A 14,621-nucleotide genomic window follows, 5' to 3' on the forward strand; every position below is an offset into this window, starting at 1 on the left:
TCGGGACCGCGTCACAGGGTCCCGACAGGCTCGACCGGCATCACCACCAGAAAGTTCTGTGAATGGGCCGCTACATCCTGCGCCGCTCCCTCCTGGGGGTGGCGACCCTGCTGCTCGTGATGTTCGTGCTGCACCTGCTCACGACGTTCGCGATCCAGCTCAACGGCAACCCCGCCCTGGCGTTCTTCGGCGACAAGGTGCCGACCGCGTCGCAGCTCGCCGCGGTCGAGGCGCGCTACGGCCTCGACGACCCCTGCTACGACCAGACCGGCAACCCGTGCCTGGGCCCGTTCGTGGAGCGGCTCGGGCAGTACGCGCAGGGTGACTTCGGCACCAACCTGCGCGGCCGCGAGGTCACGGACATCGTCGCGACCGCCGCCCCGAACACGCTCAAGCTGTTCCTCGTGGTGACGATCGTGTGGTTCGTGCTCGGGATGGGGCTCGGCACGATGGCTGCGCGCCGGCGCGACCGGTCCGCGGACCACGGCATCCGGCTCACGTCGGTGCTCATCGACGCGTTCCCCATCTTCGTGCTGCTGCTCGTGTACCGGTACGTGTTCGCGGTGCCGCTGAACGGCTGGGCCGAGGACTCGTTCGGTGCGGACAGCCTGCCCGCCCTGTGGTTCAGGCCGTCGTTCGACGACGACCACCCGTGGGCGACCCTGCTCGTGCCCGGCATCCTGCTCGGCCTGGCCGGGTCGGCGGCGTTCATCCGCCTGGTTCGGGCGAGCCAGCTCGAGTCGTACGCGGGCGACCACGTGCGCACGGCGCGCTCGCGCGGACTGAACGAGCGGCACGTCGTGACCCACCACGTGGTGCGCAACTCCGCGGTGCCGGTCGTGACCGCCGTCGGCCTGACGTTCACCGAGGCGCTCGCGGGCGCCGTCGTCACCGAGGGGATGATGAACATCTACGGCATGGGTGGGGTGCTCTGGGAGGCCGTCCGCGCCGCGGACGTGGCGCTCATCCTCGGCATCGTGACGATCCTCGCCGCGGTGACGGTCGTCGTGATGCTGGTCGTCGACATCGCCTACGCCGCCCTGGACCCGAGGATCCGTTATGCCTGACCGCACCGCACCCGAACCCACGGCGGCCACCACCACCCCGGACGCGCCGGCGGTCGACGCGTCGACGTCGCTCGGCGGGGACGCCTGGCGCCGTCTGCGCCGCCGGCCCGACGTGATCGCCGCGGCCGTCGTCGTGGTCTTCTTCGCCGTGATGGCGGCCTTCCCCCGGCTGTTCACCAGCACGAACCCGCAGAGCTGCGTCATCGGGAACTCGAAGATCCGCCCGCAGGGCCTCGGGTCGGAGCACCCGCTCGGCACCGACGTGCACGGGTGCGACCTGCTCGCCCAGCTCGTGCACGGCGCCCGTCCGTCGCTGACGCTGGCGTTCGTGGTGGTGGGCGCGTCCCTCGTCATCGGCGTCACGCTGGGCCTGCTGGCCGGGTACTACCTCGGGTGGGTGGACACGGTGGTGTCCCGCACGATCGAGGTGTTCCTCGTGATCCCGCTGCTGCTCGCCGCCCTGCTGCTCCTCACGCTGTTCCGCAAGGTGAGCGTGGGCGGCGGCACGTTCGACGTCATCCTCCTGCCGGCGGTGGTGCTGACCCTGTTCGGCTGGATGGCCTACGCGCGCTACGTGCGCGCGGCCACCCTCGAGGCCAAGAACCTCGACTACGTGACGGCGGCGCGCGCGCTGGGCGCCTCCGACCTGCGCGTCATGGTGCGGCACGTGCTGCCCAACGCGATCGGCCCGGTCACGGCGCTCGTGCCGACGGCGATCGCGGGCGTGATCAGCACCGAGGCGGTGCTGGCGTTCCTCGGCATCGGGGTGCGGCCGCCCGCCATCAGCTGGGGGATCATGATCACGAACGGTGCGGACTGGGTGACCGGCGGGTACGCGTACCTGCTCCTGTACCCGCTCGGGTGCCTGGTCCTCACGGTCCTGGCGCTCGTCGCCCTCGGCGACGCCCTGCGCGACGCCCTCGACCCGAGGCTCCGGTGACCGACATGACGGAAACCCTGATCACACCGACCGACACCGAGCGGTCCGCCGGCGACGTGCTGCTCGAGGTGGAGGACCTGGCGGTCGAGTTCCGGTCCGACGACGGCGCGGTGCGCGCCGTCGACGGGCTCGGCTACCGGGTGGAGGCGGGCCGCACCCTGGCCCTGGTGGGCGAGTCCGGCTGCGGCAAGTCGGTGAGCTCGCTGGCCGTGATGGGGCTGCTGCCCCCGACGGCGCGCGTCGTGCGGGGCACCGCGCGCTACCGCGGCACCGACCTGCTCGCCCTGTCGCCCGCCCAGCACCGGGCGCACTGCGGCACGCACGTCGCGATGGTCTTCCAGGACGCGCTGGCCGCGCTCAACCCGGTGCACACGGTGGGCTACCAGCTCACCGAGTCCCTGCGGGCGCGCACCGGGACGTCGCGGCGGGAGGCCCGGCGGCGCGCCGTCGAGCTGCTGGACCTCGTGAAGGTGCCGAACGCGGCGCAGCGGGTCGACGAGTACCCGCACCAGTTCTCCGGCGGCATGCGGCAGCGCGTGATGATCGCGTCCGCGCTGGCCCTCGACCCGGACGTGCTCATCGCCGACGAGCCGACGACGGCGCTCGACGTCACCGTGCAGGCGCAGGTGCTGCGGCTGCTCGCGGAGATCCAGGCGGAGCGGCAGATGGGGCTCGTGCTGATCACCCACGACCTCGGCGTCGTCGCGGGCGTCGCCGACGACGTCACCGTGATGTACGCGGGCCGCGCCGTCGAGCACGCGCCCGTGCGCGACCTGTACGCCGCGCCCGCGCACCCCTACACGCGGGCCCTGCTGCGCTCCGTGCCGCGGCTCGACACCCGCGCCGGCGACGAGCACGCCGTCGGCGGCCGGCTGCCCGTCGTGCCCGGCCGGCCCCCGGCACCGGGTCGCGTCCCGCCGGGCTGCTCGTTCCACCCGCGGTGCGACCTCGCGCAGGACGTCTGCCGCACCGACGAGCCGTCGCTCGACGACGTCGCCCCCGGGCGGACGTCGGCCTGCCACTTCGCCGCCGAGCTCCTGGGAGGCGCCCGTGCCTGAGACCGTCACGACCGACCCCGCCGCCGCACCCGCGACGTCCGACGACGTCGTCCTCGAGGTGCGCGACCTGGCCAAGTCGTACCCGGTGCGCCGCGGCGTCGTCCTCAAGCGCACGGTCGGCCAGGTGCAGGCCGTGGACGGCGTCTCGCTGGCGCTGCGCCGCGGGCGCACGCTCGGCCTCGTGGGGGAGTCCGGCTCCGGGAAGTCCACGCTGGCGCGCGTCCTGGTCGGCATCGAGAAGCCGACGCGCGGGCAGGTGCTGGTCGACGGCGAGGACGTCTCGACGATGTCGCGCGCCGCGCGCCGCGAGCTGCGGCGCAACGTCCAGATGGTCTTCCAGGACCCGTACACGTCGCTCAACCCCCGCATGTCGGTGGGGGAGATCGTCGCCGAGCCGTTCCGCATCCACCGCGACGCCGTCCCCGCCGGCGGCCGGCGACGCGCGGTGGCCGAGCTGCTCGAGCTCGTCGGCCTCGACCCCGACCACGCCCACCGCTACCCGCACCAGTTCTCCGGCGGGCAGCGGCAGCGCGTCGGGATCGCCCGGGCGCTCGCGGTCAAGCCGCGGGTGCTCGTGTGCGACGAGCCCGTCTCCGCCCTCGACGTGTCCGTGCAGGGCCAGGTCATCAACCTGCTGGAGGACCTCCAGGACGAGCTGGGGCTCGCCTACCTGTTCATCGCGCACGACCTCGCCGTGGTGCAGCACATCGCCGACGAGGTCGCGGTCATGTACCTGGGCCGCGTCGTCGAGGAGGGCGACCGGCCCGCGGTGTACGACGACGCGCACCACCCGTACACGCGGGCGCTGCTGTCCGCGGTGCCCGTGCCCGACCCCACCGTCCGGCGCGACGACGAGCTGATGCTCGAGGGCGACCCGCCCTCGCCCGCCGACCCGCCGTCCGGCTGCCGCTTCCACACGCGCTGCTGGCTCGCCCACCGGCTCGCCGCGCAGGAGGGGGCCGTGCCGCCGGACGGTGTCGACGGCGCGGACGCCGTTCCCGCGCGGTGCCGCACGGAGGACCCGGTGCTCGTGCCGCTCGGCCGGCTCGACGGCGAGGGCGACGTCGGCGCTCGTGGGGCGACGCCGCCGACGGCGCCGACGGTACCGACCGTGCCGCACGCCGCCGCGTGCCACTTCGCCCGGGAGGCGGCCGCGCTCGGCGGGCGCCCGACGGCGGGTGCCGCCGCCGTGCCCGAGACCGTCCCCGAAGGCCCCGTCCTCGAGAGCAGGGAGCGCTGACCGTGACCGACCGCCGACCGACCGTCGTCCTCGTCCAGAACTCGCCGCACAGCGGCCCGGGCCGCCTGCCGGGCTGGTTGGAGGCGGACGGCGCCACCGCCGTCGTCGTGCAGGGCGCGGACCTCGTGGAGCAGGTCCCGTCGCTCGCGGGCGGGGGAGCCGCGCCCGACGGGGTGGCCGGTCTCGTGCTGCTGGGCGGCGGCCTGCTGCCCGACGAGGACGAGCGGGCGCCGTGGCTGCCGCACGAGCGCGCGCTCGTCGCCGAGGCCCTGGACGCCGGCGTCCCCGTGCTGGGCATCTGCCTGGGCGGGCAGGTGCTCGCGCACGTCACGGGCGGCACCGTGACGGGCCGGTCGGGGGAGACGGAGAAGGGGCTGTGCCCCGTGCGCCTCCTCGACGACGCGGCCGACGACGCGCTGCTGGGACCGCTCGGCGGGCTGGCCGAGAACGGTGAGGTCCGCATGGTCGAGAGCCACGTCGACTCGATCACGGGGCTGCCGCCGCGGGCCGTGCACCTCGCGACGAGCGACGCGTGCGGTGTCCAGGCGTTCCGCGTGGGCGACGTCGCGTGGGGGCTCCAGTTCCACCCCGAGGCGGCGCCGGAGCGCATCGGCACCTGGGACGTCGACGAGCTCGCCGAGCTCGGCTTCGACCGCGACGAGCTGCTGGCCGCCGCCCTCGAGCGCGCCCCCGAGAACGAGAAGCAGGCCCGTGCGCTCGTGGCCGCGTTCGCCGCCGTGGTCCACGACCGCCGTGAGCACGGGACACGCCCACGACACGCCGAGGACCAGGGCCGGGACCACGCCCACCACGTCTCGGGGGTGCGCTGATGCCGAGCACGGGCACGCACTCCGACGGCGTCCCCGTCGTCGCCTACCAGGTGCGCCGCGCGGGCGGCGAGGTGCTCGCCGAGCGCGACGCGGACGCCCCGTTCTACGCGGCGTCGACCGTCAAGCTGGCCGTGCTGGTCGCGGCGGCCCGTGCGCTGGACGCCGGGGAGCTCACGCTCGACGAGGAGGTGGCCAGCACCGACACCTTCCGCTCCCAGGTGCCGGGCGAGCCCGACTACCGCATCGAGCCCGACGACCTCGACCCGGGCATGCCGCCGCCCGGCACGTCCATGCCCGTGGGGCTGGTGGTGGAGCGGATGATCGTCGTGTCGTCCAACGAGGCCACCAACATGGTGATCGACCTCGTCGGCCTCGACGCCTGCAACCGCGTCCTGGCGGACGTCGGGGCCGCCGCGAGCGTCGTCGGGCGCAAGTACAGCGACCTGGCCGCCGAGGCCCGCGGCGACTCGCACCGCACCACGCCGGCCGACCTGGCGGCGCTGATGTCCGCGGTCGTCACCGGGCAGCTCGCCGGGCCGGAGCGCACGCTCTGGATGATCGACCTGCTCGCGCGCCAGACCGACCGGCAGCTCACCGCCGCGGTGCCCGAGGGCGTGCCGTACGGCTCCAAGTCGGGCTGGGTGGACGGCATCCGGCACGACGTCGCGTTCGTCGGCACGCCCGGCCCGGGCGCCCTGGTCGTCGCGGTGTGCACCCGCGGCTACGACGAGTCGCACGCGGAGGAGACGCTACGGGCGCTCGGCGCCCTCGCGGTCACCCTGACGGAGGACCGCTAGGCGGGTCGGCGGGCCGGGCCGACGCCACCCACATCGCCGTGGCCATCGTGGCGAGCACACCCGCGACGAGGGCCAGCGGCGTCGTCCAGCCGTGGGACGCCTCGTGCACGGCGCCCATCGTCGTGGGGGCGAGCACCGCGCACCCGTAGCCCGCCGTCTGCACCACCGCCGACGACCGGCGCGCCACCGCGACGCCCGGGCTGCGCTGCGCCACGAGCGTGAAGATGACGGTGAAGTTGCCGCCCTGGGCGGCGCCCGCCAGCCCCACCCACAGCCACCACAGCCCGGGCGCGAGGAGCAGCCCCAGCGGCAGGGAGATCCACATCGCCGCCATGAGGACCGCGACCGCGCGCGCCGACAGGCCGCGCGAGAACGCCGCCGGCACGAGGAACGACCCCAGCACCGCGCACAGCTGGAACGGGGCCGCCGCGCTGCCCGCGCCGGCGGCGGTCATGCCGAGCCGGTCGTGCAGGATCTCGGGCAGCCACGCCGTCACCGCGTAGTAGCCGAAGGCCTGCCCGGCGAACGCCACCGACAGCAGGACGACGAGCCGCCGGACGGCGGACCGGGCGTGCGGGTCGAGGGCGTCGAGCTCCGCGCGCGCCGACGGCGGCCGGACGCGGGCGCCGCCGTCCCCCCGCGGGGCCGAGGCCCGTCCCCGGGCGGCGAGCCGTCGCCCGGCGGGCACCCAGGCCGCGAGCGCGACCACCGCGAGGACGCCCCAGCCCGCCAGCGCCCACTGCCAGCCGAACGCCGTCGCGAGGGGCACGGTGAGCATCGTGGTGAACGTCGACCCGAGGTTCATCGTCGCGCTGTACGCGCCCGTGACCGCGGCGGCCCGACGGCGGAAGTCGCGGGTGATGACCACCGGCACCGCGACGTTGCCGATCGTGATCGCGACACCGAGCACCGCGCTGCCGGCGAGCGCCGTCGGCACGGAGCCCGCCGAGCGCAGCAGGGTGCCCGCGAGGATCCCCGCCATCGAGGCGCCGAGCGCGAGCTCCGGTCCCAGCCGGGCCACCAGCACCGACGCCAGCGGCGTGCAGAGCGCGAAGCAGAGCACCGGGACCGAGGTGAGCAGGCCCGCACCCGCGGGCGTGAGCTGGAGGGCGGCGGCGACGTCGTCGACCACGGGCGGCAGCGACGTGATGGGTGCCCGCAGGTTGAGCGCGACGAGCAGCAGCGCCGCCAGCAGGAGGCCGGCGCGGGCGCCGTCGTCGCGGGCGGAGGGGGAGGGGTAGGACGTCACGCGGCGGGCATCTCCGGGCGGGGCGGCGTGGTGGGCACGCGGGTCACTCGTCGAACTGGGCGACGACGGTGCGCAGCAGCGCGGCGAGCTGCGGGCGCACCGCGGCGGGCAGCGCGTCGAGCACGCGGGCCTCGACGTCGAGCAGGTCGCTCATCGCCGCGTCGACCCGCTGCCGGCCCGCGGCGGTGAGCTGCACGAGCACACCGCGTCGGTCGGACGGCGCGCGGTGGCGTTCCACCAGCCCGCGCTCCTCGAGCCGGTCGATGCGGTTGGTCATGGTGCCGCTCGTCACGAGGGTCTGGGCGACGAGGACGCCGGGGGACAGGCGGTAGGGCTCGCCGGCGCGCCGCAGCGCGGACAGCACGTCGAACTCCCAGGTCTCCAGGTCGTGCCGGGCGAACGCGCCGCGCCGCGCGCGGTCCAGGTGCCGCGCCAGCCGGCTGACGCGCGAGAACACCGTCAGCGGCTCGACGTCCAGGTCCGGGCGCTCGCGGCGCCACGCGTCGACGATCCGGTCGACCTCGTCGGACCGTGCCTCCACATCCATGCGCCGAGACTACTCCCGGTCTCTCGACGTCAAGAATCTTGACGCGTGTGATCTGTGCCGAGGTAGTTCGAGCCACCTCGGCGGGCTTCGCACTACCTCGCCTGAGGCTTCGGGCGCAGGGTGAGGGCCGCGACGACGGCGACGACGGCGACGACGGCCGCGGCGACGAGGAACGCGGCGTGCACGCCCGCGACGTAGGCGCCCTCGGCGGTCCGCGCGGCGACGGCGTCCAGCCCGGCGGGCACGGAGCCCTGCACGAGGCCCTGGTGCTCGCCGTCGTCGAGGCCGAGCCCGGCGGTGCCGGCGTGGACGTGGGCGGCGACGACGGCGGACATCACGGCGGTGCCGAGGGCGCCGCCGATCTGGATGCAGGTGGACTGGAACCCGCCGGCCACCCCCGCCAGGTGCACCGGCGCGGACCCGACGATCGCCTCGGCGCCCGCGGTGATGGTCATGCCGGTGCCCATCGCGAGGACGACGAACGCGGCCGCCATCACCCCGTACGGCGAGGTGGCCGTCGCGCCGAGCAGCACCAGCAGCCCCACGGCGGTGAGGCCGAGGCTCAAGGTGCCGGTGGCGCGGGTGCCGATCCGCGCCACGAGCAGGGCGCCGACCGGGGCCGACACGATCGACACGGCGGACATCGGGAGCAGCATGAGGCCGGCGTCGAGCGCGGAGACGCCCCGCAGGTTGATGAAGAACATGGGCAGCAGGAACGTGGCCCCCATGAGGACGAAGAAGTTGGCGGCGATCATCAGCCCGCCGGTCCCGACCGTCGTCCCGCGGAAGAGGGACAGCGGCAGCAGGGCGTCGCCCGTGCGCGCCTCGGTGCGCCCCTCCAGGACGACGAAGCCGACGATGACGAGCACGCCGAGGCCGAGCAGTGCGAGGGTGCGGGGGTCGCCCCAGCCCCAGGCCTCGGACTGCACGATGGCGAAGACGGTGGCGACCAGGCCGAGCGCCAGCACGACGACGCCGCGCAGGTCGAACCGGCCCGTGGCGGGGAAGCTGGTGCGCGGGAGCAGGCACAGCCCGTAGACGAGGCCGACCGCGGCCACCGGGATGTTGACGAAGAACACCGACTGCCAGCCGGCGGCCGCCTCGAGCGCGCCGGCCAGCGTGGGGCCGACGGCGATCGCGATGGAGGAGACGCCGCCCCAGATCCCGACGGCCATGCCGAAGCGCTCGCGCGGGAACGTGGCCCGCAGCATCGCGAGGGTCTGCGGCATGAGGACGCCGGCCGCGACGCCCTGGACCACGCGGAACGCGATGAGCCCGGCGGCGGTGGTCGACAGCCCGATGGCGGTCGACGCGACGGTGAACAGCACGAGCCCGGCCAGGTAGAGGGTGCGGTGGCCGTACCGGTCGCCGAGCTTGCCCGCCAGGATCAGCGTGACGGCCAGCCCGAGCAGGTAGCTGTGCGTGACCCACTGCAGCTGGACGAACGTGGTCCCCACGTCGGCGGCGATCGCGGGGTTGACGATCGAGACGACGGTGGCGTCCAGGCCCACGAGGAACAGGCCGAAGGCGACGCCCACGAGCGTCAGCCCCGGGCGGCCGCGCAGCGGGCGGCGTGCCGTCGGGGACGCGATGGCGTCGGGGGCGAGGGTGGGGGCGCTGCTCACGGTGGCTCCTCGGAGGTGGTCGCGCGCCGCCGGGCGGCGGGCGGCTCGGGCAGAGAGATGCCCGGGCGGACCCGGGCAGAATGATTATGAAACTATAACTATCGAGACCGCCTAGGATCGGGCCATGCCCGACGAGACGATCGTCACGCCCGGCCTCGCCGACCTCGCCGACGCCGTCGTCGAGGTGGCCCGCCACCTGGACGTCCGCTCCCCGGAGCTGCGCGGCATCGTCCCGCTGACCGGCACCGAGGTGGCCGTGATCCGCGAGGTCCACCGCACGGCCCGCCCGACGCCGTCGCGCATCGCCGTCGCGACCGGGCTCGCGCGCAGCAACGTCAGCACCGCGCTGCGCACCCTCGAGGCGCGGGGGCTCGTGGTGCGCGAGCATGCCGACGGCGACCGGCGGACCGTCCGGCTGGTCGCGACCCCGCTGGCCGACGAGCACCTCGCCCGTATCCGCGACTTCTGGAGCCGCCGGCTCGGGGGCGTGCCCGACGACGTGCGCGACGCCGCGCTCCGCGCGCTGCCGGCCCTCGACGCGCTCGCGGAGGCCCTCGTCGAGCCCCGCGCGCAGGAACCCTGAACTACCTCGGCGGGGCCTGAACTACCTCGGCGGGGCCTGAACTACCTCGGCACGGTGCGAGCCACGTCGGCGTCAGGCGGGCTCGAGCCGGACGACGACCGCCTTGGACACCGGCGTGCGGCTCGTCTCCGCGGTCGCGCCCAGCGGCACGAGCACGTTCGCCTCGGGGAAGTAGGCGGCGGCGCACCCGCGCGCCGTCGGGTAGGCGACGACGCGCTGGCCGCGCAGCACGCGGTCGACGCCGTCGTGGTACTCGCAGTGCACGTCGACCGTCGCGCCGTCGGCGATGCCGAGCTCCGCGAGGTCGTCGGGGTTGACCAGCACGACGGAGCGGCCGCCCTTGATGCCGCGGTACCGGTCGTCGCGGCGGTAGATCGTGGTGTTGAACTGGTCGTGCGAGCGGATCGTCTGCAGCAGCAGGCGGCCGGGCGGGCACTCGACGGGCGCGAGCTCGTTGACGGTGAGGTGGGCCCGCCCGTCGTAGGTGGGGAAGGTGCGCGAGTCGCGCGGGCCGTGCGGCAGGCGGAAGCCGTTCGGGCGCCGCAGCTGGGCGTTGTAGTCCTCGCAGCCCGGCACGACGCTCGCGATGTGCTCGCGGATCACGTCGTAGTCCCGCTCCATCGCCGCCCAGTCCACGGGGCGGTCCGTCGAGCCCGGGCCGTCGGGGCGGGCGCCGAGCACGGCGCGCGCCAGCCGCGTGACGATCGAGACCTCCGACAGCAGGCCCGGCGCGACCGGCTCGACCTTGCCGCGCGACGCGTGCACCGCGCAGACCGTGTCCTCCACCGACACGAACTGTTCCCCCGACGCCTGCCGGTCGACGTCGGTGCGGCCCAGCGTGGGCAGGATGAGCGCCTCCCGGCCGACGACGGCGTGCGACCGGTTGAGCTTCGTCGAGATCTGCACGGTGAGGTCGGCGCGGCGCACCGCCTCCTCGGCGGCGCCCGTGTCGGAGATCGCCCCGACGAGGTTGCCCCCCAGGGCCACGAGCGCCTTCACGCGCCCTGCGGCCATCGCCTCGACCGTGCCGACCGCGTCGAGGCCGTGCTGCCGGGGGACCCGGAGCCCGAACTCGGCGTCGAGCGCGTCGAGGAAGGCGTCCGGCATCTGCTCCCAGATGCCCATCGTGCGGTCGCCCTGCACGTTGGAGTGGCCGCGGATGGGGGAGGCGCCCGCGCCGGGCCGGCCGATGTTCCCGCGCAGGAGCAGCAGGTTGACGATCTCCTTGATGGTCGGCACGGCCTTGGTGTGCTGCGTCAGGCCCATCGCCCACGTGACGATGACGCGCTCGGCGCGCAGGTAGCGGTCGGCGAGCTCGTCGATCTCGGTGCCCGTGAGGCCGGTCGCGGCCAGGACGGCGTCCTCGTCGAGGTCCGCCAGGTGCGCCCTGAGCTCCTCGAGCCCCGACGTGTGCGCGGCGAGGAACTCGTGGTCCAGCACCGTGCCGGGCGCGGCCGCCTCGGCGTCGAGCACCCGCTTCGACACCGCCTGCAGCAGGGCCATGTCGCCGCCCAACCGGATCTGCAGGAACTGGTCGGCGAGCCCCGTGCCGCGACCCGCCAGGCCGCGCACCGTCTGGGGGTTCTTGTACCGCTTGAGCCCGGCCTCGGGCAGCGGGTTCACGGCGACGATGCTCGCCCCGTTCTCCTTGGCCTCCTCCAGGGCGGTGAGCATGCGCGGGTGGTTGGTGCCGGGGTTCTGCCCCATGATCACGATGAGGTCGGCCAGCGCGAAGTCGTCGTAGGTGATCGTCGCCTTCCCGACGCCGATCGTCTCGCCCAGGGCGGCGCCGGTGGACTCGTGGCACATGTTGGAGCAGTCGGGCAGGTTGTTCGTGCCGAACGCGCGCACGAACAGCTGGTAGACGAACGCGGCCTCGTTGGACGTGCGCCCGCTGGTGTAGAACGACGCCTCGTCGGGGGAGCCGAGGGCGTTCAGCCGGTCCGCGAGGATCGCGAACGCCTCGTCCCAGGTGACCGGGACGTAGTGGTCGGACCCGGCCGCCTTGTGCACCGGCTCGACGAGCCGCCCCTGCTGCCCGAGCCAGTGCTCGGTCCGGGTGAGCAGGTCCGAGACCGGGTGCTCGGCCCAGAACGACGGCTCGACGACGAGCGGCGTCGCCTCCCACGTCACGGCCTTCGCGCCGTTCTCGCAGAACTCGGCGGGCTTGCGCCGGTCCGGGTCCGGCCAGGCGCAGCTCATACAGTCGAAGCCCTCGCGGTGGTTCATCGACAGCAGCAGGCGCGCGGTGCGAGTGGGCCCCATGTCGCGCAGCGCCGGGACCAGCGCGTGCACGATGCCGGGCACGCCGGCCGCCCAGTCCTTCGGCGGTCGGACCTCCTCCGGCTGCGGCTCCAGCGGCTCGCCCTCGTCCCGGACGTCCTCCGGCTGCTGCGTGGTCATGCGGCGTCCCCCCTCCGGTCGCGGTGCCCGCCGTCCTCGACGACGCGGTGGTCGCCGGCGTAGACGACGAGAGTCGGGTCGCGCACGAAGCCGACGAGCGTGAGCCCCGCGGAGTCCGCGAGCTCCGCGGCGAGCGACGACGGCGCGGAGACGGCGGCGAGCACCGGCACCCCCGCCATGACGGCCTTCTGCGTGAGCTCGAAGCTGGCCCGCCCCGACACCACGAGCACCGTGCCGCGCAGCGGCAGCATCCCCGCCGCGGCGGCCCAGCCGACCACCTTGTCGACCGCGTTGTGCCGGCCGACGTCCTCGCGCACCACCAGGGCCTCGCCGGTCGCGGCGTCGAACAGTCCTGCCGCGTGCAGCCCCCCGGTGCGGGCGAAGACGTCCTGCGCCGCGCGCAGCCGGTCGGGCAGGGCGGCCAGCAGGGCGGCCTCGACCCGGACGGCGTCGTCGGCGACGTCGAACGCGCTGCGGGTGAAGACCGCGTCGATCGACGCCTTGCCGCACAGACCGCAGGCGCTGGAGGTGAAGAACTCGCGCGCGAGCGCCGGGTCGGGCGGCCGCACGCCCGTGGCGAGGGCGACGTCGAGCACGTTGTAGGCGTTCTCGCCCGGGGCCCGGCCGGCACCCGCGCAGTAGCGCGCGCCGGCGACCTGCGCGCCGTCGGTCACCACGCCCTCCGAGACGAGGAAGCCGGTCGCGAGCTCGACGTCGTGCCCCGGGGTGCGCATCGTCACCGCGTACGAGCGCCCGCCCACGCGGATCTCCAGCGGCTCCTCGCCGGCGAGCAGGTCGTCGCGGCGCGCGGTGCGGCCGCCGATGGTGACGCGCCTGACGCGGCGTCGGACGGTGACGCGGGTCATACCCGCAGGCCTAGCAGACCCCCGCGCCGGGCACAACGGCAGCGCGTCGGGGCGACCCGCGCTCGACCTGCCGAGGACGCGCGACGCGCCTACGGTCGGAGGACCGGCTCAGACCGGGCCGGACGTGTTCAAGGAGGAGCACCATGGCAGACACGAATCGCGCGGTCGCGTACAAGGGGCCGGGCGAGGTCGAGGTCATCGACATCGACTACCCGACGTTCGAGCTCAAGGACGGCCCCGGGGTGAACCCGGCGAACGTCGGCCGGCAGGTACCGCACGGCGCGATCGTCAGGACCGTCGCGACCAACATCTGCGGGTCGGACCAGCACATGGTCCGCGGCCGCACGACCGCGCCGAAGGATCTGGTGCTGGGCCACGAGATCACCGGCGAGGTCGTCGAGGTGGGACCCGGCGTCGAGTTCGTCAAGGTGGGCGACCTCGTCTCCGTCCCGTTCAACATCGCGTGCGGGCGCTGCAAGAACTGCAAGGAGCGCAAGACCGGCATCTGCCTCAACGTGAACCCGGACCGCCCGGGCAGCGCGTACGGGTACGTCGACATGGGCGGCTGGGTCGGCGGGCAGGCGAACTACGTGCTGGTCCCGTACGCCGACTGGAACCTGCTGGTCTTCCCGGACAAGGACCAGGCGCTCGAGAAGATCATGGACCTGACGATGCTGTCCGACATCTTCCCGACCGGCTTCCACGGTGCCGTGACCGCCGGCGTCGGGGTGGGGTCGACGGTGTACGTCGCCGGGGCCGGCCCGGTGGGCCTCGCGGCCGCGACCGGCGCCCAGCTGCTGGGCGCGGCCGTCGTCGTCGTGGGGGACATGAACGCCGACAGGCTCGCGCAGGCCCGCTCGTTCGGCTGCGAGACCGTGGACCTGACGAAGGGCGGGCCGGCCGAGCAGATCGAGCAGCTTCTCGGGGTCCCCGAGGTCGACTGCGCGATCGACGCCGTCGGCTTCGAGGCCAAGGGGCACGGGTCGGACTCCGGGCACGAGGCCCCGGCGACGGTGCTGAACTCGCTGATGGAGATCACCGCCGCGGGCGGCGCGCTGGGCATCCCGGGGCTGTACGTCACCGGCGACCCGGGGGGCATCGACGAGGCCGCGAAGAAGGGGTCGCTCTCGCTCAGCCTGGGCACGGGGTGGGCGAAGTCGCTGGCGTTCACCACCGGCCAGTGCCCCGTGATGAAGTACCACCGCGGCCTGATGCAGGCGATTCTGCACGACCGGGTGCAGATCGCGAAGAACGTCAACGCGAAGGCGATCACCCTCGACCAGGCCCCGCAGGGGTACGCCGAGTTCGACGCCGGCGCCGCGACGAAGTACGTCATCAACGCGAACGGCTACCTCGACGGCAAGTGACCTGTCGGGGCCACGCGCACGACGGGCTGCGCGTGGCCCTGACGGCTCG

General features: G+C 74.5%; 13 protein-coding genes. 8 read left to right on the plus strand and 5 right to left on the minus strand.

Annotated features, from left to right (window positions below; translation table 11 throughout):
* Positions 1-62 precede the first annotated feature (62 nt).
* From ACFQ8E_RS01335 to ACFQ8E_RS01360, 6 genes are read left to right on the plus strand one after another with little or no spacing between them, the layout of a single operon-like run.
* Entirely contained in the window at positions 63-1,067 is a 1,005-nt protein-coding gene (locus ACFQ8E_RS01335; protein ID WP_430548764.1) for an ABC transporter permease, read from the plus strand.
* Positions 1,060-2,007 (plus strand): ABC transporter permease, encoded by a 948-nt coding sequence (locus ACFQ8E_RS01340; protein ID WP_430548765.1) that lies wholly within the window; start codon positions 1,060-1,062, stop codon positions 2,005-2,007. The genes ACFQ8E_RS01335 and ACFQ8E_RS01340 overlap by 8 nt, the downstream gene beginning before the upstream one ends.
* A 5-nt stretch (positions 2,008-2,012) precedes the next feature.
* Entirely contained in the window at positions 2,013-3,065 is a 1,053-nt protein-coding gene (locus ACFQ8E_RS01345) for an ABC transporter ATP-binding protein (protein WP_430548766.1), read from the plus strand.
* Complete coding sequence (locus tag ACFQ8E_RS01350; protein WP_430548767.1) at positions 3,058-4,305, plus strand: ABC transporter ATP-binding protein; 1,248 nt, start codon at positions 3,058-3,060, stop codon at positions 4,303-4,305. Before ACFQ8E_RS01345 ends, ACFQ8E_RS01350 begins: the two co-directional genes overlap by 8 nt.
* Before the next feature lie 2 nt (positions 4,306-4,307).
* Positions 4,308-5,135 (plus strand): type 1 glutamine amidotransferase, encoded by an 828-nt coding sequence (locus tag ACFQ8E_RS01355; protein ID WP_430548768.1) that lies wholly within the window; start codon positions 4,308-4,310, stop codon positions 5,133-5,135.
* Entirely contained in the window at positions 5,135-5,932 is a 798-nt protein-coding gene (locus ACFQ8E_RS01360) for a serine hydrolase (RefSeq protein WP_430548769.1), read from the plus strand. The genes ACFQ8E_RS01355 and ACFQ8E_RS01360 overlap by 1 nt, the downstream gene beginning before the upstream one ends.
* Here the strand turns inward: ACFQ8E_RS01360 and ACFQ8E_RS01365 are convergent.
* The 3 genes from ACFQ8E_RS01365 to ACFQ8E_RS01375 form a co-directional block, all read right to left on the minus strand.
* Positions 5,910-7,181, minus strand: coding sequence for a CynX/NimT family MFS transporter (locus tag ACFQ8E_RS01365; protein WP_430548770.1), 1,272 nt, complete (start codon positions 7,179-7,181; stop codon positions 5,910-5,912). The two genes, ACFQ8E_RS01360 and ACFQ8E_RS01365, sit on opposite strands and share 23 nt — an antisense overlap.
* Before the next feature lie 43 nt (positions 7,182-7,224).
* Positions 7,225-7,728: a MarR family winged helix-turn-helix transcriptional regulator gene (locus ACFQ8E_RS01370; protein ID WP_429764450.1), complete on the minus strand. Its 504-nt coding sequence runs from the start codon at positions 7,726-7,728 to the stop codon at positions 7,225-7,227.
* A gap of 92 nt (positions 7,729-7,820) precedes the next feature.
* Positions 7,821-9,353, minus strand: a complete 1,533-nt coding sequence (locus ACFQ8E_RS01375; RefSeq protein WP_430548771.1) for an MFS transporter — start codon at positions 9,351-9,353, stop codon at positions 7,821-7,823.
* Positions 9,354-9,477: 124 nt separating this feature from the next.
* Here ACFQ8E_RS01375 and ACFQ8E_RS01380 point away from each other — a divergent pair, with 124 nt between their 5' ends.
* Entirely contained in the window at positions 9,478-9,936 is a 459-nt protein-coding gene (locus tag ACFQ8E_RS01380; RefSeq protein ID WP_430548772.1) for a MarR family winged helix-turn-helix transcriptional regulator, read from the plus strand.
* 72 nt (positions 9,937-10,008) lie between these two features.
* Here the strand turns inward: ACFQ8E_RS01380 and ACFQ8E_RS01385 are convergent, their stop codons facing one another.
* Together ACFQ8E_RS01385 and fdhD are read right to left on the minus strand one after the other, a co-directional pair.
* Positions 10,009-12,339, minus strand: a complete 2,331-nt coding sequence (locus ACFQ8E_RS01385; RefSeq protein ID WP_430548773.1) for an FdhF/YdeP family oxidoreductase — start codon at positions 12,337-12,339, stop codon at positions 10,009-10,011.
* Positions 12,336-13,205, minus strand: coding sequence for a formate dehydrogenase accessory sulfurtransferase FdhD (fdhD, locus tag ACFQ8E_RS01390; protein ID WP_430548774.1), 870 nt, complete (start codon positions 13,203-13,205; stop codon positions 12,336-12,338). Before fdhD ends, ACFQ8E_RS01385 begins: the two co-directional genes overlap by 4 nt.
* 143 nt (positions 13,206-13,348) lie before the next feature.
* Between fdhD and fdhA the strand changes: the two genes are divergently transcribed.
* Positions 13,349-14,572: a formaldehyde dehydrogenase, glutathione-independent gene (gene fdhA / locus ACFQ8E_RS01395; protein WP_430548775.1), complete on the plus strand. Its 1,224-nt coding sequence runs from the start codon at positions 13,349-13,351 to the stop codon at positions 14,570-14,572.
* Positions 14,573-14,621: the final 49 nt, after the last annotated feature.

The organism is Isoptericola sp. NPDC056573 (assembly GCF_042793335.1).
In the GTDB taxonomy this organism is placed as follows: Bacteria; Actinomycetota; Actinomycetes; order Actinomycetales; family Cellulomonadaceae; genus Isoptericola.